General features: G+C 36.0%; 15 protein-coding genes. 13 read left to right on the top strand and 2 right to left on the bottom strand.

Annotated features, from left to right (window positions below; genetic code table 11):
* Positions 1 to 7: 7 nt before the first annotated feature.
* From PL77_RS13065 to PL77_RS13035, 7 genes are all read left to right on the top strand, one after another.
* Positions 8 to 6,868: a PKD domain-containing protein gene (locus tag PL77_RS13065; protein ID WP_044205872.1), complete on the top strand. Its 6,861-nt coding sequence runs from the start codon at positions 8 to 10 to the stop codon at positions 6,866 to 6,868.
* 149 nt (positions 6,869 to 7,017) lie between these two features.
* Complete coding sequence (locus PL77_RS30540) at positions 7,018 to 7,593, top strand: TetR/AcrR family transcriptional regulator (RefSeq protein WP_052444381.1); 576 nt, start codon at positions 7,018 to 7,020, stop codon at positions 7,591 to 7,593.
* 6 nt (positions 7,594 to 7,599) lie between these two features.
* The gene (locus PL77_RS13055) at positions 7,600 to 8,739 is read left to right on the top strand and encodes a hypothetical protein (protein ID WP_044205870.1); all 1,140 of its coding nucleotides are present in this window, start codon (positions 7,600 to 7,602) and stop codon (positions 8,737 to 8,739) included.
* 63 nt (positions 8,740 to 8,802) lie between these two features.
* Positions 8,803 to 9,495 carry an ABC transporter ATP-binding protein gene (locus tag PL77_RS13050; RefSeq protein ID WP_044205989.1) on the top strand — a complete coding sequence of 231 codons (693 nt, stop codon included), beginning with the start codon at positions 8,803 to 8,805 and terminating at the stop codon, positions 9,493 to 9,495.
* Positions 9,496 to 9,498: 3 nt separating this feature from the next.
* Positions 9,499 to 10,674 (top strand): ABC transporter permease, encoded by a 1,176-nt coding sequence (locus tag PL77_RS13045; protein ID WP_044205867.1) that lies wholly within the window; start codon positions 9,499 to 9,501, stop codon positions 10,672 to 10,674.
* Positions 10,674 to 11,945 (top strand): ABC transporter permease, encoded by a 1,272-nt coding sequence (locus PL77_RS13040; RefSeq protein WP_044205865.1) that lies wholly within the window; start codon positions 10,674 to 10,676, stop codon positions 11,943 to 11,945. The genes PL77_RS13045 and PL77_RS13040 overlap by 1 nt, the downstream gene beginning before the upstream one ends.
* A gap of 221 nt (positions 11,946 to 12,166) precedes the next feature.
* Positions 12,167 to 12,898: an outer membrane lipoprotein-sorting protein gene (locus tag PL77_RS13035; protein ID WP_044205862.1), complete on the top strand. Its 732-nt coding sequence runs from the start codon at positions 12,167 to 12,169 to the stop codon at positions 12,896 to 12,898.
* Positions 12,899 to 13,000: 102 nt separating this feature from the next.
* On the opposite strand, the gene proB is transcribed toward PL77_RS13035, so the two are convergent.
* Positions 13,001 to 13,768 carry a glutamate 5-kinase gene (gene proB / locus PL77_RS13030; RefSeq protein WP_044205859.1) on the bottom strand — a complete coding sequence of 256 codons (768 nt, stop codon included), beginning with the start codon at positions 13,766 to 13,768 and terminating at the stop codon, positions 13,001 to 13,003.
* Between the two features lies 1 nt (position 13,769).
* Entirely contained in the window at positions 13,770 to 14,963 is a 1,194-nt protein-coding gene (locus tag PL77_RS13025; RefSeq protein ID WP_044205857.1) for a glutamate-5-semialdehyde dehydrogenase, read from the bottom strand.
* A gap of 396 nt (positions 14,964 to 15,359) precedes the next feature.
* On the opposite strand from PL77_RS13025, the gene PL77_RS13020 reads away from it, so the two are divergent.
* The 6 genes from PL77_RS13020 (at position 15,360) to PL77_RS12995 (ending at position 24,835) form a co-directional block, all read left to right on the top strand.
* The gene (locus PL77_RS13020) at positions 15,360 to 17,642 is read left to right on the top strand and encodes a GH92 family glycosyl hydrolase (RefSeq protein WP_044205855.1); all 2,283 of its coding nucleotides are present in this window, start codon (positions 15,360 to 15,362) and stop codon (positions 17,640 to 17,642) included.
* A 24-nt stretch (positions 17,643 to 17,666) separates the two neighbouring features.
* The gene (locus PL77_RS13015; protein ID WP_052444380.1) at positions 17,667 to 19,976 is read left to right on the top strand and encodes a GH92 family glycosyl hydrolase; all 2,310 of its coding nucleotides are present in this window, start codon (positions 17,667 to 17,669) and stop codon (positions 19,974 to 19,976) included.
* A gap of 308 nt (positions 19,977 to 20,284) precedes the next feature.
* Positions 20,285 to 20,884, top strand: coding sequence for a hypothetical protein (locus PL77_RS13010; RefSeq protein WP_156152355.1), 600 nt, complete (start codon positions 20,285 to 20,287; stop codon positions 20,882 to 20,884).
* A gap of 634 nt (positions 20,885 to 21,518) precedes the next feature.
* Complete coding sequence (locus tag PL77_RS30535; protein WP_052444379.1) at positions 21,519 to 23,054, top strand: DUF5018 domain-containing protein; 1,536 nt, start codon at positions 21,519 to 21,521, stop codon at positions 23,052 to 23,054.
* A 446-nt stretch (positions 23,055 to 23,500) separates the two neighbouring features.
* Positions 23,501 to 24,046, top strand: a complete 546-nt coding sequence (locus PL77_RS13000) for a hypothetical protein (RefSeq protein WP_044205848.1) — start codon at positions 23,501 to 23,503, stop codon at positions 24,044 to 24,046.
* Between the two features lie 3 nt (positions 24,047 to 24,049).
* Positions 24,050 to 24,835 carry a ThiF family adenylyltransferase gene (locus PL77_RS12995; protein ID WP_082026523.1) on the top strand — a complete coding sequence of 262 codons (786 nt, stop codon included), beginning with the start codon at positions 24,050 to 24,052 and terminating at the stop codon, positions 24,833 to 24,835.
* Positions 24,836 to 24,976: the final 141 nt, after the last annotated feature.

The following is a 24,976-nucleotide window of genomic DNA, read 5'->3' as shown; positions in this document are numbered from 1 at the left end:
GAATTAGATGATGAACAAAATATATACTATACTAACATTCTTGATCACGACCTTCTTTACTGGGCAAGCATTAGCGCAGCAAATTTGGGTTAAAAATGATGAAGACAATAAGGATTATAATTTAAGTGGAGGAGATGAATTAAAAGCTTGTGATAGAGTGAGTGGAGAGTTTAGATTAGAAGGAGCTACACCACTTTATTGGATTATTGAGGGCAATAAATTACCTCCTGCACCACCTAAATATTTATTTTCAAAAGAAGGTATTCATGATATATCAGCCATATATGAAGAGGGAGGGACGGAGAAAACCGTCACTGTAAGCGTAGAAGTACTTGCGACTCCTACATCATCCGACTTTGAGCTATCAGCCTATGAGGGGTGTATTGGAACTACCGTTCAATTTTCTTCAAAAGAAAGTGATAAATATGCTTCATTAAGGTTCTTGATTAATACACTTGGAGCTGAAATCAATGATGGAGGGAGTTATACTTTTACAAAAGCAGGAACGTATGAAGTCGTGATGGAGGGTGTTACGGTCGATGGTTGTATTGTTGATGTCAAAAAAACGGAAACCATTGAAATTATTGAAGATTTTGATTTCACGATTGACCCAGTCTTTGCCCAAAGTTGCAGTGACCGATTGACACAACAGTTTAATGTAGACTCACAAACGACCACTGGAATTGCTTATTCTTGGGATTTTGGAGATGGTTCAGCACTTCAGAATGGTGAAACCGTTAATCATAATTTTAATGATACTAATGGAGATAACTATACAGTGACTGTAACGGGAGAAAAAAATGGTTGTACGGTCACAAAAACAGCTGATGTTACTTTGAATGTAGCACAAGACCTTTTTCAAGTGATTACACCAGCCACGTATTGTGATACTTATACCTTACAATTTCGATCTAATTTACCGGCTTCCTTAAATGGCCAAAATATAACGTGGACGATTACAGAAGACGGAGTGCCTACAACGATTACACGACAATTACCTTCTACATTAAATAGAACTTTTACAGATGGAGGAAAAAATATCACTGTAGAAGCTGATTTTGGAGGATGTAATGATAGTGAAACCATAGCTATCCCGAACCTTTTGCCTACAACAATAGCAATAGATACAAAAACAGAGTATTGTGAAGATGTATACGATGTGAATCTCTCGATTCTGAATGAAGCTGATCTTCCCTCAGGTTATACTTTAAGTTGGAGAAGTGGAACGGACATTCCTAACAATACAAATCCTATTTTTACATTTAACGATAAGAATGCTCATGTCATTGAATTGGTAGCCACAGGCAATGGTATAGAATGTGTTTTAGATCAGGTGACAGTTCAGTCTCAGGATTTATTAGCTACGATTAGCAGCAATACTCCTTTGAGAGGTTGTGAAGGGTTAAATTCGATATTTACATCAAGAGTAACCCATTTTGGAAGAGTACTGACAGATGCCGAATTACAAAATGTAAAGTGGTCAGTCATCAAAGAGGGAGGAGCCACTGAAGAATTTTTCACGAATGATCTTAACTATACCTTCAATGAACACGGTACTTATACGATTCAATACGAAGTACAAAATTTAGATGGGTGCGAAGTAGATCCATTAGTAACGGAAACTGTATTGATAGGTAAGATTATAACTCCCACTTTTACAATTGATCAAAACCCTATTTGTAATGACGATGAAAACTATGCAACATTCACCAACACAACAGATTTGGTAGCATTGGATATTGATCCTGATCAAATTCAGTTTCAATGGGACTTTGGTGGTGGCTGGGTAAATGCCTACGATGGTTATAATGGAAGACATAGATATACCAATTATTCTCCCGGTGATTATGAAGTTTTATTGAGAGCAATTTACAATGGTTGTGAGAGTGACATTACCAGTGAAACAATAACGATTGAACCGCCAAGAGCAGATTTTGAATTGGATATTGAAGATGAATGTGATGTAAATACACTCGCCGTTATTAATAATTCAGAGGGCGATGTCAATTTTATGACCTTTGATTGGGAAGTAACAGTAGGGGGTGATACATATAATTTTACAACTACCAATAAAGACAAGTTTTACCTCTCTGATAAAATAGGGGTTAACCTTACAAGTGGTTCAAATTATGTTGTAACTCTTACCGCAAAATTAGCGACTTGTGAAGATATTTTTACGGATGCAATCACTCCACAAGCAAAGCCAACAGTAGATATTTCCAGTAAGGATTTAGTTTGTAAAGATGAAACGATTACCTTTTCTCCGGGTGCAGGGATTAATGATGGAAACGCCACTTTTGAATGGACTTTTAAAAAAGACGGAATAGATTATGTTTTTCCAGATGATCCAATCACAGATGCAAACCCATCGATTACATTTACAGAAACAGGAGAATACGAAGCCACTGTAAAAGTTATTTTTAATGATGGAGGATGTGAATTTACTGAAACAAAAGGAGGTATTGATGTCGTAGACCTTTCAGTTTCTGATATGACGGGTGTGAACTCAATTTGTTTGAATGATACAGGTATACCCTCTACACAAACTTTTTCTGTAGATACGGAAGTCTTGGGAGATCTGACTAAAATTCCAAATTTCAGATGGAGATGGGAAGTATACGGTGATGGTAGTGTACCATTGTTGTATAAAAGTGGGGATGACCCTACAGCAATTACGGAAAGCATTGTTTATGATTTTACCGCACCAAGAAATAATCAAAATAATAGGTATCGAATCTATTTCACCGCAGAACTTGATAGTACTGATGGGAATGTATGTGGCTATACCAAAGAAATAAGGGTTAGAGTGACTGCTCCAACCATTGATTTTGGAACAGAAAGCGATAACATGTCTTATTTCTTTGATTGTGATAAAGTGGTTGCCACTCTAGATCCAAAACTCAGCAGAGCAAAATTACAAAACCCTCAAGATCGAGATTATACTTTAGTGTATTTGGATGCTTTAGGAAATGAGACAGAAATTACAGATTATACGGAAGATAAAAGTGAAAGTCATAATGTGAAATTTATCATTAATAACTTGCCTTCCGGAGTGGGTAAAGTGATACTTTCTGTCGAGGACGCCAACAGTTGTAGTGTTTCTGACACTTTGGATGTTGATGTTCCTTCATTACCTTTTTCAGAAGCTGATTTTACGCCATTTTCTACACAACTTGTGCAAGTGGGAGACGAATACGCAATGGCTTGTCGAGGATCCATTGCTTTTACGGATAATGCCGATAATACAGCAGGAAATTCTACCCCTAGAACAGATGTAGATGGAAATGAGATTACCATAAATAAGTGGTTTTGGATCATTAAGAGTGATTTGGATGGAGATACAAGCGTTGAAACGGATAATGGGAGATTGGATTATTATTTTGAGGCTGGAAATTATGAGGTATCGTTAATGGTAGAAGATGCCCAAGGATGTACAATGACTACTGATTCCAAAAAAATCACAGTAGGTGGTGTAAGAGGTGACTTTACAATCTCTAAAAGAATAGGGTATGCACCTTTCAGTTCTACTTTTGACGGTACACCATCGTATACTAGTGTAAACTCAGGAAATATCAGTTATCGTTGGTTCTCTGGAGATGGTAGAAGTGAAGTCGTTGGAAATACAATTACATTCCTATACGATAGTATTTTGAAGGAAGATCGAAGAGCTACTCCGGGTGTTATTTTTGAAGATGAACAAGGATGTAGTTACCCTGCCAATCCCCAAGGTGATATCATAATTTTAAGAGTTCCTGAAAGAACAGTAGGCGATATTCAAAAATGTATTACAGAGGGCGAAACAGTTCTTAATGTTTCTGACCCTACATTTACGCCAATTAATAAAGATACGGTAGAATACAGTTATACTGCTGAAGTATTCTATCAGTGGTATGTTGATGGAGTAGAAATTTCTCCCACAGATGGAGGGACATCAGAAGAAGTTACATTTTCGTACGGAAAAGATGGAAATCCATTTACAATTGATCCTGATTTAGAGGAAGGAAGAACTTACATTATTAAATCATGGATTGAGGCTGATTATGTTGATAAAATTGATGGTACAAATTCCCTTTCGGAAACTGTAGCCGTAAGAGCCGATACTTTTAAAGTCATTTATGAACCTCAAGCTATTGCTAAATTAGATGATTTTGCAGCGATATGTGTGAGTGATGTACTGACTTTGGATGGCTCATTAAGTGACTTTGGAGATTACAGTAGAGGAAATATTACTTCTTATCATTGGGAAATCAATAATTGGGGAGATACCACCACCACTGAGCCAATTATCAATGTTCAATTAGAAAATGCCGGTGATTACAATATCAAATTAACCGTGACATCAGATAATAGTTGTTTTTCTACTTCAGTTGAAAAAACACTATTGGTGAACCCTCTTCCTGTTGTCGCATTTGAAGTCGCTGCCGTTTGTTTGGGAGAAACGAATGCATTTACAAATCAATCTATTTACGATGGAATTAATGTCAATGATGATCCCTCAGTTATTCAAACTGTAAAATGGTATTTTGATTATGGAGATCCACTGAAGGAGGTCATTGTAGAAGATATTTCACCAGATTATACTTTTGATGAAGTGGGGTTACATAAAGTGAAATTAGAGGTTTACTCATTAAGTGGATGTTTGGATTCAGTCATTCAAGAAGTTGAGATCTATAGTTTGCCAGAGATCGTGACCTCAGAAGAACAATTTATTTGTATTGGTGAATCTATTGAATTATCAGCGAGCGGAGGTGTGAAATACTTATGGAATAATGGGGAAACAACGGATAAAATTTTAGTGTCTCCTACAGTGGATACTGTTTATACTGTTCAAGTTACAAATGCTACTAATTGTGTAGAATATGATTCAGTAAGAGTAAATGTCATTCCATCCTTTAATGAAACGACGACTTTCTTTGAAGCTTGTGAGGGAGAATCCATTACTCTAAATGGGGAATTGATAGATTACCCAAATACAACCGAGGATATACTTTGGTCAACAGGTGAAACGACTTCATCGATTGTGGTGACGACAAGTGGTCTTTACACGGTTTCAAATACAGTATCTCATACTTCTGGAAAGACTTGTACGTTCACGAAAGACATCGAGGTGATTTTTAGAGAAAACCCTGGAATGCTAAGTGCTGATACCGTTTTTTGTTTTGATAAAGGTGATTTAACGTTGACAGCACCAGCAGGAAGCAATTTCACTTACCTATGGGACAACAATCAAACTACGCAATCCATTCAAGTCACAAAGGCCGGAATTTATACGGTAACAATTGTAGATAATTCACATCCAACCTTATGTGCAACTACTTCTTCAATTGAAGTTAAAACACCAGTTACAGTAGCCAATTTTGTGGCCACGCCTGTATGTTTAGGAGAAACTATTTTTATGGATGCATCAGGATCCACGAGTGATTATGATGATCTCCCAACAGAATATATTTGGGATTTAGGGGTTTATGGTGATACAATTACAACAGAACCAAGTCTACATTATGATTTCCCTGATCATGGTACACATCCTGTACAACTCATCGTTCAGCCAATTGGAGGTTGTCCTTCTGAAGTATTCTCTTCAGATGTCGAAATTCATAATTTAGTAGATACAAAGTTCACGGTTGACAATATCTGTCGTTATGATTTTGCTGACTTTATCAATGAGAGTACTTACTATGGAACGTTAATCAGCAGTGATAATGCAGGAATTCAATCTGTACAATGGGACTTTAATTATGATGGTACAACACCAAATTATACAAGTACTGAAATTTCACCTTCCCATCAATATACAGAGGCTGGTACTTATGATATTTATTTAGAAGTAACAACAGAAAATGGTTGTGCAACGCACTATCAAGCTTCTATTACAGTACACGAATTGCCTGAAATCACAATTACTGAGGACATCTATATTTGTGAGGGAAGTAGCACTGAATTGACGGTGAGTGGCGGAGTTGCTTATGAATGGTTGACTACTTCTCAAACTACAGAAAAGATAAACGTAAGTCCTACAGAAGACACCATGTATAAAGTGAAAGTGACCAATGAACATGGTTGTATTGCTTATGATTCGGTGACCGTATTCGTGATTCCTGAAATTGAAGATGAGAAAACAGAAATTCAAATTTGCTTGGGAGAGGAATACACATTAGATGGAAGTATTGGTGAGTATGAAGGAACGGTAGAAAGTTTTGTTTGGTCTACCGGAGAAAACACACCAACAATTGATGTGTCAAGCCCAGGAGAATATATTGTGACAAATACCGTAAGACATATCAGTGGAAAGGAATGTACTTTCTCTAGAGTCTATACACTTTATGTAAGAGATAATCCACCTGAGTTTACTACTTCAGATACAATTTTCTGTTTCAGAACAGGAGGGGAAATTGAAATTACAGCTCCAGGAGGCGACAATTTTGTTTACTATTGGGAAGATTCGGGTGAAACAACTCAAACTGTAAAAAGAGACGATCAAGGCACTTTTGAAGTAAGGATTATTGATACGACTTATGAAACAGAATGTGAATTGTATACCTCCATCAATGTAGTGGATTTATGCCCACCTCAATTATTTACACCAACAGCAATGACACCAAATGGTGATGGTTTAAATGATGAGTTCCTCATTCGATCTCGATATGCAATTAATATCAAATTGAATATTTACAACAGATGGGGAGAAATTATCTTCAGCAGAGAATACAAAGACTCCAGTGAGGCGAGGCAAGAAGGAAACGGTTGGGATGGTATGTATAGAGGTAAACTAGTTCCGGGCGGTGTATATACTTATACGATGGATTATGTCAGTGAACTCGATGGCAGTATTCATAGAGATGCTAATTCACTTACCGTTATTCGATAGCAATTTGCAGTTAAATTTCAAAGAAAGCTCATGATGAAAATTCATGGGCTTTTTTTATGATTTTTTCTCAAAAATAAATTCTTCAATAATGTTACTTATTAATATAAATGTTACTATATTAGTATCATATTTAAAAATAAGTAACATCATTGAAGGCGAGAGAAAAAATATTAAAAACGGCACAAGAGCTTTTTTACGCACAAGGAATTAAGAAGGTCAGTGTGAATGAAATTTTTGAGACAGCAGGAGTTTCCAAGATGACGTTTTACCGTCAGTTTAGTAATAAAGAAGATTTAGTATTAACCATAATCCGTAATCTTTTTAATACCTCCATGTTGGAGTATAATACAATTGTGGAGCAAAGTACCTCTTTTAGAGAAACCCTTTTGCGATTGACAGAGATGAAAATAGAGTATTCTAAAAGTATGAGTAAAATATTTTTAGAAGAGTTTCTTCAAATGTTCAATGAAAAGGTGGAGGTGATGAAAGAGTTACAAGACATGCAACATGAGGGAAGGTCTTTGTTTGTGCAAGAAATAATGAAAGCAAGAGCCTCCGGAGAAATCAGGCAAGATTTAAGTATTGAACTTATGTTGGCAATGCTCGATCACATGCAAGCATTTATTGAAGACCCTAAAAATATAGCACTGTTTGATTCTTCTGAAGATGTTACGAGAGGTATCATCAACTTTTATTTTTTTGGTATATATGGTCCCCAAGAATAAAAACTAATGAAAAAGCTTCAAGTCCTACTTTTGTTGTTGTTGTCCAATACCATTTACGGGCAATCTGAATTCGATTTCAATGGTATGTTAGTGGGCTTTACAACCTACTCTCCCGAAGCGGAACAGCTCAATTTATGGAGTGGTGGACGTTATATTCCTGAAGCAAAATTTGAGCATCAATTTGATTCTTTAAATTCCTTTTCAGCCTTTGCTTCAGCCAATATTTACGGATCTGTTCAGTATGCAAATGGAACACCGGTTTGGGATGGAACAGTTTTGCCTTACAGAGGTTGGGTGCGCTATGCTCACGGCAATAGTGAGATAAGAGTAGGACTTCAAAAAATTGACTTTGGTTCCTCTACTTTGTTGAGACCTATGCAATGGTTCAATCAAATTGATCCTAGAGACCCGCTGGGTTTAACGAATGGCGTCTATTCTGCCTTAGCGAGATATTATTTTAAGAACAACGCCAATATTTGGTTTTGGGCTTTGTATGGAAATAAGGAGCAAAGAGGATATGATGCATTACAATCCGTCAAAGATATTCCAGAATTAGGTGGAAGAGTGCAGTTGCCTACACCAAAAGGAGAAATTGCCTTTTCATACCATCATAGAAAAGCGGTTTTAGATACAAGATGGAATGCAGAGAATCCCATGTACATTGAAACACCAGAAAACAGAGTGGGTATTGATGGAAAATGGGATTTGTTACTAGGAGTTTGGTTTGAAGGTACTTATACAAAGACCAATAAAAATGTAGGAATCCTCACCAATCAAACTTTATTGGACTTGGGAATGGATTACACCTTACCAATTGGAAGTGGTTTGAATGTGGTGGGGGAACACCTTTTTACATGGTATGGTGAAGAGTTTAATCATGCTGAATACAAAGGAAATACAACCGCCATTTCTATGAATTATCCGCTATCATATTTTGATAACATATCCGTGATGGTGTATCGAGATTGGACCAATAGCGGAACAGGTTTTTTTACGACTTATAATCATGATTTCGATTTGTGGACAGGGTATTTTATGATCTATTATAATCCGACAACAGATATATCCTCACCCATCGCGACCAATGATTTAAACCAATTTACTCCAGGTTTTGGGGTGCGATTAATGGCTGTATTAAACCATTAACCACCGTACGGGTAAACCTACGTGTCTACCCAAAAAAATGAGACAAATGAAAACCATATAGATATGAATACAAACAACATCATTGAAATTCAAAACGTAACCAAACGTTTTCCAGTAGGAGAAACAGAGTTTACGGCTTTGAGTAATATCAATTTAAAAATCGAGAAAGGTGAATTTACAGGGCTGATTGGTCCTAGTGGATCAGGAAAAACAACCTTATTAAACCTCATTGGTGCTTTAGATATTCCTTCAGAAGGAGAAATTTTAATCAGTGGAAAAAATGTCGCTGTAAAATCAGATGCAAAGTCGGCTTTATTAAGAAATGAGCATATTGGTTTTATTTTCCAAAGCTATAACCTGTTGCCTGTTTACAGCATTTTTGAAAATGTAGAGTTCCCATTACTCTTACAAAAGAAATCAAAAGCAGAAAGAAAAGAGGCCGTCATGCAAGCCTTGGAATGGGTGGGGCTATCGGATATAGCGAACAAGAAACCCTCTCAAATTTCAGGTGGACAGGCACAAAGAGTAGCCATTGCAAGATCCATTGTAAAGAAGCCTGATATAGTGCTGGCAGATGAGCCAACAGCCAATTTAGATTCCACCAATGCTTACAAAATCATGGATATTCTAAAAAAGCTGAATGAAGAGTTGGGCATCACTTTTATGTTCTCTTCTCATGATAGTAAAGTGATAGAATACCTCAGAAGAGTAATCACTTTGGAAGATGGTAAAGTAAAAAACGACGAAACAAAATAGAAGATGGATACTTTATACAACATAGGGTTAAGTTTTCGATTGGCGTTTAGAAATATCATTAGTTCTGGCTTGAGAACTTGGCTCACTATAACCACATTATCCTTAGCGTTTGTCATGATTTTGTTTTTCAACAGCATGTACACCGGTTGGGAATATCAAGGCATTAGAGATCAGGTCAATTGGGAGTTCGCACAAGGGCAAGTAATTCACCCTGATTATGACAAATTGGATCCATTTACCATAGAAAGTGGACATGGAAAATATGAAAAAGATGCTCATTTGACCCCCGTTTTAATTCGCCAAGCGAATATTTATCCTGATGGAAGAATGGTTCCGATTCTACTAAAAGGCATCCCTGCAGATCAGCAAATTGTAGAACTTCCAACTCAACTTTTAAAAGAGAGCAAGGCCAATATTCCAGCTTTGATTGGGTTGGGGATGGCTCAAGACAATAACCTTAAAGTAGGTGATACAATATTGATGCGATGGAAAGATAAAAACGGAACTTTTGATGCCCAGAACATCACCATTGCTGGTATTTTTGAAACGAATGTACCCACCATTGATGCAGGTCAAATTTGGATTGATTTGAATAGAATGAATCAACTAACAGGATTGCAACAAGAAGCCACGTATTTATTGGCTGATGCCGAATACAATCAAACCACCAACGCATCTTGGAATTACCAAGACAAAGAGGCTTTGCTCAAAGAATTTTATGAACTTATCGAATTAAAAAGAGGAGGATCATCTTTCCTTTACGGTATTTTGATGCTGATTGCTCTGATCGCCATATTTGATTCACAAGTGTTTTCCGTTTTCAAAAGACAAAAGGAAATAGGCACTTATATCGCGTTGGGTTTTACCAAAAAGAGAGTGACATTCTTATTTACTTTAGAAGGAACAATGTATGCTTTTATCGCTACGGTGGTAGGTTCCATTATAGCGATACCACTTTTAAGTTGGTTGCATGAAGTAGGTATTCCTATGACTTCCAACGTAGATCAATCCAGAAAAATGGGGATTACTGTAGGAGAATATATCTATCCATTGCTGACACCTGAATTGTTTTCAAAAACGGTTTTTTGGGTAGTGATACTTTCTGCAGTGATCAGCTACCTTCCCGTTCGCAAGATTGCTAAAATGAATACTGTAGACGCTTTAAAAGGAAAGAAATAATGTTTGAATTTTTATTTAAAGGTCTCATTAGAGACAAAAGCAGAAGTTTACTTCCTGTAATTGTAGTGAGCTTGGGAGTGTCCCTTTCCGTTTTCTTTGTGGGTTACATTGAAGGAATGATGGGGGATATGGTTGATCAGAATGCCCGTTTTGGAACGGGGCATATGAAGGTGATGACAAGAGAATATGTCAAAAATATTGCTCAAAAACCGTTGGATCTTTCTATCCTTGATGCTGGAGATGTAATTGACGATTTAAAGCAAAAATATCCTGAAGTAGACTGGGTAAAGCGATTTAATTTTGGAGGAATTTTAGACGTTCCAGATGAAAATGGTCAAACCAAAACTCAAGGGATTGCTGGTGGAATGGCCTTTGATATGACTTCTAATAATTCTGATTTGAAACGTCTAAATATAGCAGACAATATTGTAGAAGGAAGAATGCCTAAAGGTCCCTTTGAAATGCTTTTAGGGCAGGGTTTAGCCAAAAGGATGAATGTGAAAATTGGTGATCAAATTACTTATTTCGGTTCTACAATGGATGGAAGTATGTCTTTCCAAAACTTTACTTATGTTGGAGCAGTGCAGTTTGGGTTGTCAGTGATGGACGACAAAACCTTTTTAATCGATATAAAAGATGCAGAGCAAATTCTAGATATGGAAGATGCCGTTCAAGAGATTTACGGTTACCTCCCCAATGATATTTATGATGATCAAGAAATTGAAGAAATCAAAAATAGCTATAATCAATCTTTTGCCAATGATGAAGACGAATATGCACCTCAAATGTTAGCCTTAAGGGATCAAAATGGTTTGAGTACCATGCTCGATATGGTCAATACAATGAGTAGTGCATTCACCTTCTTTTTTATCATTGCCATGTCCATAGTATTATGGAATACAGGATTGCTTGGCGGTTTAAGAAGATATACAGAATTCGGTATTCGAATAGCTATTGGAGAATCCAAAAGAGACATCTATAAATCATTATTATTAGAATCAGTTATCGTTGGAGCTGTCGGTTCAGTTTTCGGGACCATATTAGGTTTGATATTGACCTTTTATCTTCAAGAAGTAGGTATTGACATGTCAGATACATTAGGTAATAGTAATGTATTATTTTCTAATGTGATCAGGGCGAAGGTCGTTCCCACTCAATTTTGGATAGGTTTCTTCCCTGGTGTAATGGCCACTTTCTTAGGTGCATTATTATCTGGAAGAGGAATTTTCAAACGCCAAACATCAGAATTATTTAATGAATTAGGTGTTTAGGATTAATTGAAAGAATACGGTAGTGTAGAGATGCAATGCCTATTAATGTTTCAAGTGTTAAGAGAAAGCGTCACTTGGAACAACATTTTGGCGAAGTCTCCTGACTTCAAAACGAACAAATACAATTAGGCTATTCGAAGTCGGGAGACAATGATAAATCACAAGTGACGCCTTTCGGCTTAACACTTGAGATATAAAAAGAATTAAAACAATAAAGAAATATGAAAAAAATATTCACCATAGCTTTTCTACTAATAGGCTGTACCGTAATGGCACAAGACCCCGTAGCAATGCTTCAAAAAATTGATGAAAACATGTATTCCAATACAAAAATTACTAAATCAAAAATGATTGTATATGGAAAGAGAAAGAACAAGGAAATTGTGATGGAAGCCTATTCCAGAGGAACAAAAGATACTTTTTCAGAATACCTTTCGCCGGCAAGAGAAAAAGGGACTAAAATGTTGAAGCTGGACGATAAACTTTGGATTTACTCTCCATCATCAGATCGTACCATACAGATTTCAGGTCATATGCTAAGACAGTCTGTCAATGGGTCAGACATGTCGTATGAAGATATGATGCAGGAGAAGAAAATGGTGGATATGTACACACCAACTATCAAAGGAGAAGAGCAGATGAACGGAGAAGACTGTTATATATTACAATTGGACGCTAAAGTGGACGATATTTCCTACCCTAAAGTGAAGATGTGGGTAGAAAAGAAAAATTATGTACCCATGCGTCAAGATCTATTCGCCAAAAGTGGTCAGCTTTTAAAGACGATTAACATGGAAGATGTTCGCCCAGTGAATGGAAGATTCTATCCTTTCAAGATGAATTATAAGGACGTATTAAAAGATGGGAAAGGGACAGATTTTATTGTGATTGAGATGCAGGATAATGTGCCGATTTCTGATAATGTTTTTAATAAAGCGAATCTGAAAAAGTAATTCGAATAGTTATATAAATCAAAAATGACGTTATTATTTACAGCTCAAAATATGTAAACAATAACGTCATTTTACTTTACGATCTTTTAAAACCTTCCGATTCTAGCTAGGTTGGAATTTTGTAAATTTCAAGCTCCCTTCCAAAGACCTTTGTATGAAATTAGTTCGGCTACCATTTACAAGGTAAACCTCAATATCTTCATCAAAACAGATTTTGGCAGCACTAACTTTTGAAGTCATTCCGCCAGTTCCCAACCCATTTTCCCTTTCTTCAATAAACTGCTTGATTTCTTCCAAGTCTTTAACAACAGGAATCAATTCAGCATCATCATGAATATTAGGGTTTTTCGTAAATAAACCATCAATGTCAGAGGCAATAATTAACTTATCTGCTTTGACAAGTGAAGCCACTAGCGCAGAAAGTTTATCATTATCACCCAAAATCAATTCTTCCACTGCCACGGTATCATTCTCATTAAAAATCGGAATAAACCCGTGTGTGAGTAGTTCATTGACAGTGTTGAGAGTGTTGGTTTTTGATTCATTATTGTCAAAATCCTTATAGGTCATCAGACACTGTGCGACTTTTAAATCAAAATCACCAAAAACCTCAGCGTAGATCTGTAATAATTTGGGTTGTCCAATTGCTGATAAAGCTTGTTTGGAATGCACCATATTATTTTTCAATCCACTAATATTTATAAATTGTTTGGCCGTGGCAACTGCACCAGAAGAAACCAAAATAATATCATATTGGTCTCTTAAGGCAAGTATTTGACGCCCAATGTTTTCGATTTTACCTCTGGAAATCATACTTGTTCCAGCAGTAAGGGTAGACGTCCCTATTTTTACCACTATTCTTGGTTTCATATTAACCTCTCGTTTGCCCGTTCCCTTTAATAAACCACTTGTTTGAGACTAATTGTGCTAATCCAACGGGTCCTCTGAAGTGTAGTTTCTGAGTACTGATTGCGATTTCAGCACCAAAACCAAACTGTCCACCATCAGTAAACCTTGACGAGGCGTTGTGGTAAACTGCAGCACAATCTACTTCATATTGGAATAAAGTTGCACTCTCCTCATCTTTTGAGATGATGACAGCAGAGTGTCCTCCAGAGTATTGGTTGATCGTTGCAATGGCTTCCTCTAGTCCACTTATAGCAACAAATAATATCTTCTCCGAAAGGAATTCCTCAGGCATTAGTGCTTCCACATCAGTAACTTGAACTTCACTATTTAAAGAAGCAATTTTTTGATCACCATGAATATCCAACCCAATTTCTTTGGCACGAGCTACTAAACCTTGAATCTTTTCTTCTAGTTGAGGAATGCTCTCATTGAAAAGCACTTTGTCAATTGCATTACAAACACTCAAACGGCTCTTTCCATTAAGGATAACCTCAGTAGCCATTTCAAAGTCGGCATTATCATGCACATAAACGAAGTTATTACCGCGACCACTGATCATCAATGGAACAGAGGTAGTTTGCTTGATGTAGTTGATAAGGCCTTCGCCACCTCTAGGGATGATAAGATCTAATTTGTGCGTGTTTTCTGCTAATAACTTTTGCGTTGTTTCACGATCTATATCAAGGTACTCGACATAATCTTCACTTACGTTATTTTGGCTCAGTGCTTTTTTCCAAAGGTCAACTAATTGTAAGTTAGACTGACGTGCCTCTTTTCCACCTTTTAATAATATCTTATTTCCTGATTTAAAAGCACTTACAGCCGCTTCAATAGTTACGTCAGGACGAGATTCGTATATAATTAAAATTTTCCCAAAGGGGACCACTCTATTTTCCACTTTCATTCCGTTGGGGTGATCGTACGAAGACAAAACTTTCCCCTCAGGATCTTCTAAACCAATTACTTCGTGTACTGAAGCAACCATCCCTTGCACTTTTTTCTCATCCACTTTTAGGCGGTCTACAAGCGTCGGATCCAAATCACCCGCTTTTTCAAGATCACTTTTATTGGCTTTAATGATCTCTGAAGAATGATCAGCAATTAAAGTTGCTAAATCATTTAATACCGCATTTTTAGTTTGTGTTGAAAGTATCATAAAAATCTAATAGAGTGTTAGTACTAAACTTCCACAATCGCTGTGGTTTCTATTAATTTCTGCCATAATGCATGAAATAATAGATAAAAAGCAATATACGACGATAATTTTAATTGAATAATAGATTGGGTGAGTTTTTTATAATAGAAAATATAAAGTGTTGATAATTTCGTAATTGAACTTGAGGTTGCTTCCATCTTTTCAAACGAGAAAATAATTTACTTTTCTTATTTCAAGATCTCTCATTACTGATTTATCTCTTAATAATACTTAAGAATTAATAATTGTAGTATCAACACATTGCATTTCACCCCCTACAGGAATATCTTGCAAGAAATTGCTCGTTTATGCATGTTTTTGCGATTTTTAAGAGCCTACATACAGTTTACAAAAGAAATGAAAAAAATTACTTCAATAGCTTCAATACTAGCACTTTTTCTAATTACAGTGGGTTGTAAAGAAGAGAAAAAAGTAGTAGAGGTAAGCAAAAAACCGATTAACTATGTTGATCCTTTTATTGGAACAGGCGGAATTGTGCATACTTTTCCAGGAGCAACCACGCCTTTTTCTATGATTCAGTTGAGCCCAGATACTGATACAAAAGGTTGGAATCACTGTGCAGGATACCATTATGATGATGATAATATTAAGGGGTTTAGTCATACACACTTAAGTGGTACAGGCTGGTCAGACCTTGGAGATATTTTATTAATGCCTACCGTTGGAGAATTGAAGTTAGAAGCTGGTGCTATTGAAAATCCAGATGAAGGTTGGAGAAGTCGTTTTTCGCATGAAAAAGAACAGGCAGAGCCAGGTTACTATCAAGTGTATCTTGAAGACTACGATGTAGATGTACAACTGACAACAGGTAAAAGAGTCGGTTTTCATAAATATACTTTTCCTAATACAGATAACGCTAATATCATTTTTGACCCTACTAACATAATTTTCGGTCAAGTATTAAAAACTGAAATTCATTCTGAAAGCAATGAAGAAGTAACGGGCGTTTGTTTAAGTAATGGATGGGGAGGTAAAAGAAATGTGTATTTCGTAGCAGAATTCTCAAAACCTTATGAAACTTTTAAAGTAGCTAAAAACGGTACAATCACAGAGAAGCAAACAGCTTCAGGAAAGGATGTAAAAGGCTTTGCCACATTCAAAACTAGTGAAGGAGAGGCTATTGAAGTGAAAGTCGGTATTTCTGCAGTGAGTTTAGAAGGTGCAAGAAAGAACTTGAATGCTGAAAAAGGAATGAGTTTCTCAGTTGCATTAGACAATGCACAAAAAGAATGGTCAAATGTATTGAATAAGTTTGATATAGAAGGAGGGACAGAAGAACAAAAGACAATTTTCTATACAGGTGTTTACCACAACTTTATTGCTCCTAACTTATCAATGGATGTGGATGGTAAATACGTGGCGATGGGAAAAGAACTAACAGCAGATAACTTTATTAATTACTCATCATTTTCAACTTGGGACACTTTCAGAGCAACAAAACCATTAATTAGTTTCTTAGAAACAAGAATGTCTGAAGAGTTTTCAAAATCATTAATTTCTAGATATACAGATGCGAATGAGCATTTACCACTATGGGAGCTTTGTGGTGTAGACAATACTTGTATGATTGGCTATCCTTCAGTTCCCGTAATTTATGATGCGATACAGAAAGGAGCTAACATTAATAAAGAAGAGGCTTTTGCTGCAATGGACGACATTGCTCACTTCAACAAAGTATCGAGTTCTGATGGAGATGGTGGTTTGAATGAATATATCAAATTAGGATATGTTCCTGCGGAAATTCCTAAAAATATCTCAAAGACCTTAGAATATGCTTATGAGGATTGGGTGATTGCCCAATTGGCCAAAGAACTTGGAAAAGACAAAGAGTACGAATACTATATGAAGCGTGCCCAAAACTATAAGAACGTTTTCAATAAGGAAAGAAACATGTTTTGGCCTCGTAAAGCGAATGGTGAATGGTTTGGTGATATTGTAATGGATGAATGGGAGCCATTGCAAGAACATTGGATTTCAGGTAATAAATGGGCATATGATTACTTCGTTCCTCACGCATTAAATGATTTTATTGAGATGAAAGGTGGAAGAGAAGCCTTTGGAAGAGAGTTGGATCATTTGTTCAGCACAGAATTACATATGAAAGGAGAGGAACATGTTGATATTTCTGGTTTTGTAGGTGGATATGCTCATGGTGATGAGCCAGGACACGCCAATCCTTATCTCTACAATTACGTAGGAGAAGCTTGGAAAACACAAGCAATGGTGAGAAGACTAATGGATGAGATGTATTCTGATCAACCAGATGGAATGATCAACAATGAAGATTGTGGTCAGATGTCAGCTTGGTATATCTTCTCAGCAATGGGTTTCTATCCAGCTTGCCCAGGATCAGAAGAATACATTATTGGTTCTCCAATTTTCGATAAAGTGAATATGGATTTAGCGAATGGAAAATCATTTACAGTGGTGGCCCATAATCAATCTGCAGAGAATATGTATGTACAGTCGCTCCACTTAAATGGAGAACCGATTACAAAATCATATATCACTCAATCACAAATAGAAGAGGGTGGAGTTCTCACTTTTGAAATGGGACCTCAACCTAACAAATCTTTTGGAGCTTCTTTGGAAGATCAGCCATTATCAAGTTTGGAATAGATTAAACTACACAACAAAATATATATGAGATTATTTAATTACTTTTCACTTCTATTAGTACTTCCGCTGATGTACTCTTGTACACAAAAGGAGGAAAAACCACAATTAGAAGATTTTACAAAATATGTGAGCACACAAGTAGGTTCACTATCCGATTTTAGATTATCTACAGGTAACACTTATCCGGCAGTAGCTACACCATTTGGTATGAACTTCTGGACGCCTCAAACCAACGAAAACGGAGATGGTTGGGCATATATGTACCAAAAAGATAGTATTAACGGTATCAAACAAACCCATCAGCCAAGTCCTTGGATCAATGACTATGCTGCATTTTCAATATTCCCAATGACAGGTGAGGTGAAGTTTAAAGAGAAAGAGCGTCAGTCGAAATACTCTCATGATACTGAAATTGCCAAACCACATTATTACAGTGTGAATTTGGATACCTATAAAACGAAAGCGGAAGTTGCTCCAACAACGCGTGGTGCCATTTTCCAATTCACTTTCCCTGAAACAAAAGATGCCATTGTATTAGTAGATGCGTATCATAAAGGTTCTTCAGTGAAAATTATTCCAGGTGAAAACAAAATTGTTGGTTATGTAAAAAACAACAGTGGTGGAGTGCCTGATAACTTTGCAAATTACTTTGTGATTGAATTTGACAAGCCTTTCACAACTCAAGGAACTTGGGACGGTAAGAGTGCTTCAGAAGCATTGGAAGTAAAAGCTGAAAGAACAGCGGGTTATGTAAAATTTGCTACTAAAGCAGGTGAAGTAATCACAGCGAAAGTAGCTTCATCATTTATCTCTCCTGAGCAAGCTCAAATCAACTTGGACAGAGAGGTAGGAGCAAAGACTTTTGCTCAAGTAAAAGACGAAGCACAATACGAGTGGAATATAGAATTTAACCGTTTGAAAGTAAAAGGTGGATCGGAGAGAAGTATGCAAAACTTCTATACTTCAATGTACCGTACTTTACTTTTCCCTCGTAAGTTTTACGAATACGACAAAGACAATAAATTGGTACACTACTCACCTTACAACGGAGAAGTATTGCCAGGTTATATGTTTACAGATAATGGATTCTGGGATACTTTCAGAGCAGTCTTCCCATTCTTCACAGTAATGTACCCTGAGTTGAACAGCCACATCATGCAAGGTTTAGTCAACACTTACAACGAAAGTGGATGGTTGCCAGAATGGGCATCGCCAGGTCACAGAGATTGTATGATCGGTTCAAATTCAGCTTCATTGATTGCTGATTCTTACTTAAAAGGAATCAGAGGATACGACATCAATACATTGTACGCTGCCATTATCAAAAACTCTAAAAACCATGGACCATTAGGTTCAGTAGGTCGTATGGGTGTAGATTATTACAACAACTTAGGCTATATCCCTTACGATGTTGGTATTCATGAAAACACTGCCCGTACATTAGAATATGCTTACGCTGACTTCACCATCATGAAATTAGCGGAAGAGTTAGGAAGACCTCAAGAAGAGATCGACTTATTCGCGAAAAGAGCACAGAACTACAAAAACGTATTTGATCCATCGACCAACTTTATGAGAGCAAAAATGAAGGACGGTTCATGGCAAACACCTTTCATTCCTGAAGCATGGGGTGGAGCATTTACAGAAGGTTCATCATGGCACTACACATGGTCAGTATTCCATGACCCTGCAGGTTTAGGAGATCTAATGGGAGGTCAAGAAGCATTCGCAGCTAAAATTGACTCTATCTTCTCTACTCCATCAATTGCCAATCACGACTACTACGGTTTTGAGATTCATGAAATCACAGAAATGAAAGTAGCCGACGAGAAATACGGAACAGGCCAATACGCTCACGGTAACCAACCTATCCAACACGGTATTTACCTTTACAACTACGCTGGTCAACCTTGGAAAGCACAAAAGTGGGTACGTAAAGTATTGAAAGACCTTTACAGCCCAACTCCTGACGGGTTATGTGGTGATGAAGACAACGGTCAAACTTCAGCTTGGTATGTATTCTCAGCATTGGGGATGTATCCAGTAGCACCAGGTACAAGCGAGTACGTAATCGGTTCACCTGAGTTTGGTGAAGCTGAAATGCAATTGGAAAACGGAAAATCTTTCAAAGTAATTGCGAACAACAATTCAGAAGAAAACGTGTACATCCAATCGGCAACATTAAACGGTCAACCTTTCAACAAAACATTCTTAACACATGAGCAAATCATGGCAGGTGGAGAGATTGTATTTGAAATGGGAGCAACACCAAACAAATCATGGGGTACTGCTGCTGACAGCGCACCCTACTCTATGTCGAGAGAAAAAAGATAAGTAGTAGGACAAACGAAATGGAACAATACTATTGTGCACCATGACTGAAGTCATGGGCTGGTGATATTGACTCCAACAACACTAAAGTGTTGCATTCGTTATCAACCTTCAAGTCTTTAGTCTTGATTAGGTTGTTGTCTCACCTGCCCATAGTTTTAACTATGGTGCACGAAGCACTCGTTTTCGTCTGTCCTAGTACTTAACATTTATATATAGCTTTTGTAACCTCTTGGGAAGTGCCTTTGGTATCTTTTCAAGGGGTTTTTTATTTTTAGGTTTTTATCCCAGTAATTTATGTACAATCTATTATGAAAAAGATAATAACTTCAATAATATTCATTTTCCTCTGCTTAGACTGTTACTCTCAGAACGATAGCTCCACTCATTTGCGCTATTTAAATCAACTATTAGAATATCCTTTTACAACGGAAAAAAATATACAAGGAATTTGCTTCATTACCCCTTCAAATGATTTTGATTCTTACCAAGACTCCATTATTCTTAATGATAAAGATAATAATCCAATTGTTAGAATAGCTTATGATGATTCTCTTGGTATCGTGACTACTTTTAAGGGAAAAGTATTTAAATCTTATGATTCTTCGAACCCCTTTAGCCCTTGGCTTTGGGTAGATAATCCTGACTATTTCAGACTTTCTTTTGAGTGTACAGATTCTACAGGTACTTTATATAAAGTAAAACTGAATGAAAATGAGTTTGGATGGATAAAGAAAACAGATACAAACTTTAAGAAAGAAACAATCAAAGAATTTATACTCAAATGGACAATGGAACCAATGCATCTTGATTTTAATCGTGTAACTAATCCCTTGAAAAAAGAGCCGAAATCTAACAGCTTAGTAATTGAAAATCCAAAAGAGGACAAATACAAAATATGGAAAGCATAATCAATAGATATGGAGGGCGATTGGATAAAAGTAAAAACTATTTTGGGAGAAATAGGCTGGATAAGATGGCGTGATGGAGAAAAAGTTTTGATTCGAATTGATTATGCCTGTTAATACAAAAAAAACTGCCTTGCCTTCTTTTTCATCTCTTGTTTTATGAAGTAAATTTATCTAGAATAAAAACGTTGTGTTAAGTGTTATATTTTTCTTTGTGATACAATAGATAATCACTAATTTCAGGCCCGGAAAGTTTGAGTCATGCCTTTTTGAAATGCATAATATATTTTTGAATCCATTAAAATGTGCTTTCGAGTGGTGTATACATTCTTTCCATAATTTTTGAAAAACAAGCTTCACTCTTTCACCTATTATCTCTTTAATACCTAATTATCAATAAGTACTAAGTCAAAAACAAATCATAGCTAATTTTGAATTTGTACTTAAAATCATTTAAGATTTCAAGGCAAGAGATTATGGTCTTTAACTAGTGTCACTTTGTTCAAAATGATGGTGTTACATGCATTAGGTTACTAACCGATTGTATGGAATTTTCTATCATTTAAATAGCTAATTCTTTTGAATCCAAAATCCGAATACATTCCTAAAATGTATTACTAAATAATAATCAATTAATATGAAACTAAGAATCACACTTCCATTTATTTTTTCATTTTTTCTACTTTTGATTTCTTGTGAAAAAGATGAAATCGAAAAAGCGTCTATTATCCCAACAATCAAAGAATTTAAATTTGAGGCCGTCTATAATAGTGGTCTTTCCGAAGACATCTATGGAGTAATCGACCCAGAGGAAAAGGTCATCAATGTAACTTTTCCGGCTCTCACATCCCTTTCAAATTTAAACCCAACAATAAGTGTTTCTGAAGGGATAAGTATTACACCTAACACTATTGAATCACAAGATTTTTCCAGTCCAAAGACGTATACATTGAGTGGAGAAGGGTATACCACAACGACTTACACCGTGAAGGCTTCCGTTCAGAAAAGTGATGTTGCGTCAATTATTTCTTTTAATTTTTTGACCAGTAACAACCCCCAATTAGAGGAAGCTATATCCACTGAGATAGAAGGTAATACAATAAAAGTTCAAGTCTCTGATGCTATTGACTTATCGGCTTTAGTACCATCAATTGAACTCTCTCAAGGTGCATCAATTACTCCTGATCAAGGCCAGGCAATGGACTTTACACAAGAAGTAAAATTCATGGTTACGGCTCAAGATGGTATAACAAAGGCAGAATATACCATAGTGTTTACTACTTTGAATAGCGATAAAAAAATCAAATCATTTGGCTTTAATATCGACGACATTTTATATCAAGGGGACATTGATCACAACAGCTACGAAATTTCAGTGTCTTTACCTTATAATACTGGTTTAAGAAGTCTTGTTCCGATTATTGAAATAAGTGAGGGCTCATCTATTTCTCCATTACCAAATACAGCTCAAGATTTTACTCAAGAAATCACTTATGAAGTCGTTGCAGAAGACGGAAGTACACAAGAATACAAAGTGAATGTGAGCTTAATGAAGGAAACATCTTTAGAAAATGACAGAGCTGTTTTAGAAGAATTCTATACCATCAATAAAGCTTACAACACTCTGTTTACTTACTTGGATTGGGATTTGGATGCTGAATCTATGGAAGAGTGGCAAGGTGTCACTATTACCGACGGTAGAGTAACCAAGCTAATTATCTCTACTATTTATGTGAATGAAATTCCTCAAAGTTTTGGTGAGTTATCTGAACTGACAAGTTTAACAATTGTAGGGACTGACTTGAAAGAGTTACCAAAAGAGGTTTGTGATCTTAAGAAATTAGAGATATTGAGTTTATACGATAATAAATTGTCATCTATTCCTTCTGAAATTGGAAAACTTCAATCATTAATGATTTTTCATTTACAATATAATGAGCTTACTGCACTACCTAGAGAGATAGGGGATTTGAACAACCTTTTGAGTCTAAGCATTCAAAATAACAACATCAACGAGCTTCCGAATGAGTTGGTCGACTTGCCAAGGTTGCTTACTCTGAATATACAAAACAATCCAGTGATAAATATTCCTCCAGGATTGTGTGATAAAAAGAATGAAATCAATAATCTAAATATTGTGATCACAAAAGACGAGGAGGATGTTTGTAACTAATCTTTAGTATTCTAGATTCAAATTGTCAAAACATCATTTTACCTCATCATTCGCTTACAAAACAATTTGTAGACGAACGATGAGGTAATTTATTATTATAACAGATCGTGTGTAATGTTACATTGTAATTCTGATAAAACAATTTGATAGGTAATGATGTGAGGTTATATTTAAGAGCCTAAAATGAATCATGCAAAACAAACGCAATGTTACTACATCACTTAACTTAAAGCCGAAGTACCATTGTTCTATATAACTTTTAGCTCTTAAGTACAAATTCAAAATTATCTAATACTAATTCTATTTATTGTTTTGCGATTACTTCCTTCAAAAAAGCTTTTAATAGAACCACTATTAATACGTTTTTTAGCGTTGTACTCCCCAAAAAAAAAGTTAGAATTAACTATGATTTATTTTTGACTTTGTACTTATTAATTTAAATCATTTTGAAAATTTCAATCGAAGACCTCATCATCGTGACTGAACTTCCAGAACACGACAAATTACTATTAAGGAGACTACCTAGTGTTCAGCATCGGAATATTAATGTTGAACAGTTGTTTGCAGAGAATAAGTTTTTTGCTGCAAAACATAAAAAAAATGGGAAGTTACTGTTAATCACTTTTTATCATGAATTTGGAGATTTTACTTATGCCCATACAACGATAGGTAGAGATGAAGTAAAAGAATTTGTATCCTACCCTTATTTGAAAGCAGCAACAAAAACTGCTCCTTGTTACAGTATTATGTTTAATTCTGAAGAATCAACCCGAAATCTTGAAAGACTTGGAGGAAAGAGAATTAGCATTTCGGAAGTAGAAAAAAAAGTACCGACTTTCATTGAGAATGTGAATAAGCTTACCGGTTCTCGTTTTTATAAATCGGGCCAATTTCTTTTTGATCACAATGATCCTGAAGAAATAGATAACCCTATTTATATCATTACGAAAGAGACTTTTATTGATAATCCACTATTTGAAACAAAAAGCTAAACTATGATGTTTGAAAGAAATATAGGGTTAATTACTGAGGTACAACAAGCAAAACTTTCTGAGGGTTCTGTATTGATAGCAGGTGTTGGTGGTATGGGTGGTGTAGCCGCTGAAGTGCTCGTTAGAATGGGAGTTGGTAATATTACTATCTGCGATTTTGATATTTTCGAAACGTCAAATTGTAATAGACAATTGTATTCTAATTCGATCACTATTGGTCAACACAAAGCGGAGGTTTTGAAAGAGAAGTTCTTAGAAATTAATAAAGAATTGAATATTCGAGCCGTTATTGAACCTGTACAATTGGCCAATGTAGAAGAACTGTTGGAAAATATAGATGTGATCATTAATGGCATGGATGATATGTTCAGCAGTATTGTATTAGAACGTACAGCTAGAAAGAAGAATATCACTATTGTAGATGCTTGGTTGACACCGTATGCAAGTGTTTTCGTAATGAAACCCGATAGTCCGCATTGGGAAGATTATTTAGAATTACCCACGGCTGGGGTTCCAATTGATGCAATCACTGAAGAAATGTGTGTAGAAGCGGTTAGGAAAGAAGTGGAATATACTTTTTCTCACTTTTCACCATTTTCAATTATCGATAAAGATTGTGTGGGTGATGTTCTACATGGAAAACGTCCAAGACCAAGTTTAGCACCAGTGGTTTGGTTATCAGGGACGCTTATGGCCAATGAGGCATTTAAAGTTTTAACCGACCAAAAACATACGGATCATAAGGGAATATTTTTGGATCAGTACGATTATGCTATTAAAAAAGGATAAACGGTATAAAGTGTAACTTTGAAGACTTCTCATTTACTTGGGAAGTCTTTTTTCATAATAATAATGTCTTTTTGAATCTGAAGAAGGCTTTGATTGAAAACCTTTATTCTCAAATTATAATTGTACCCGTTTCATTAAATT

Source organism: Flammeovirga sp. OC4 (assembly GCF_000812565.1).
GTDB lineage: Bacteria > Bacteroidota > Bacteroidia > Cytophagales > Flammeovirgaceae > Flammeovirga.
This window is presented reverse-complemented; position numbering and strand designations above follow the sequence as displayed.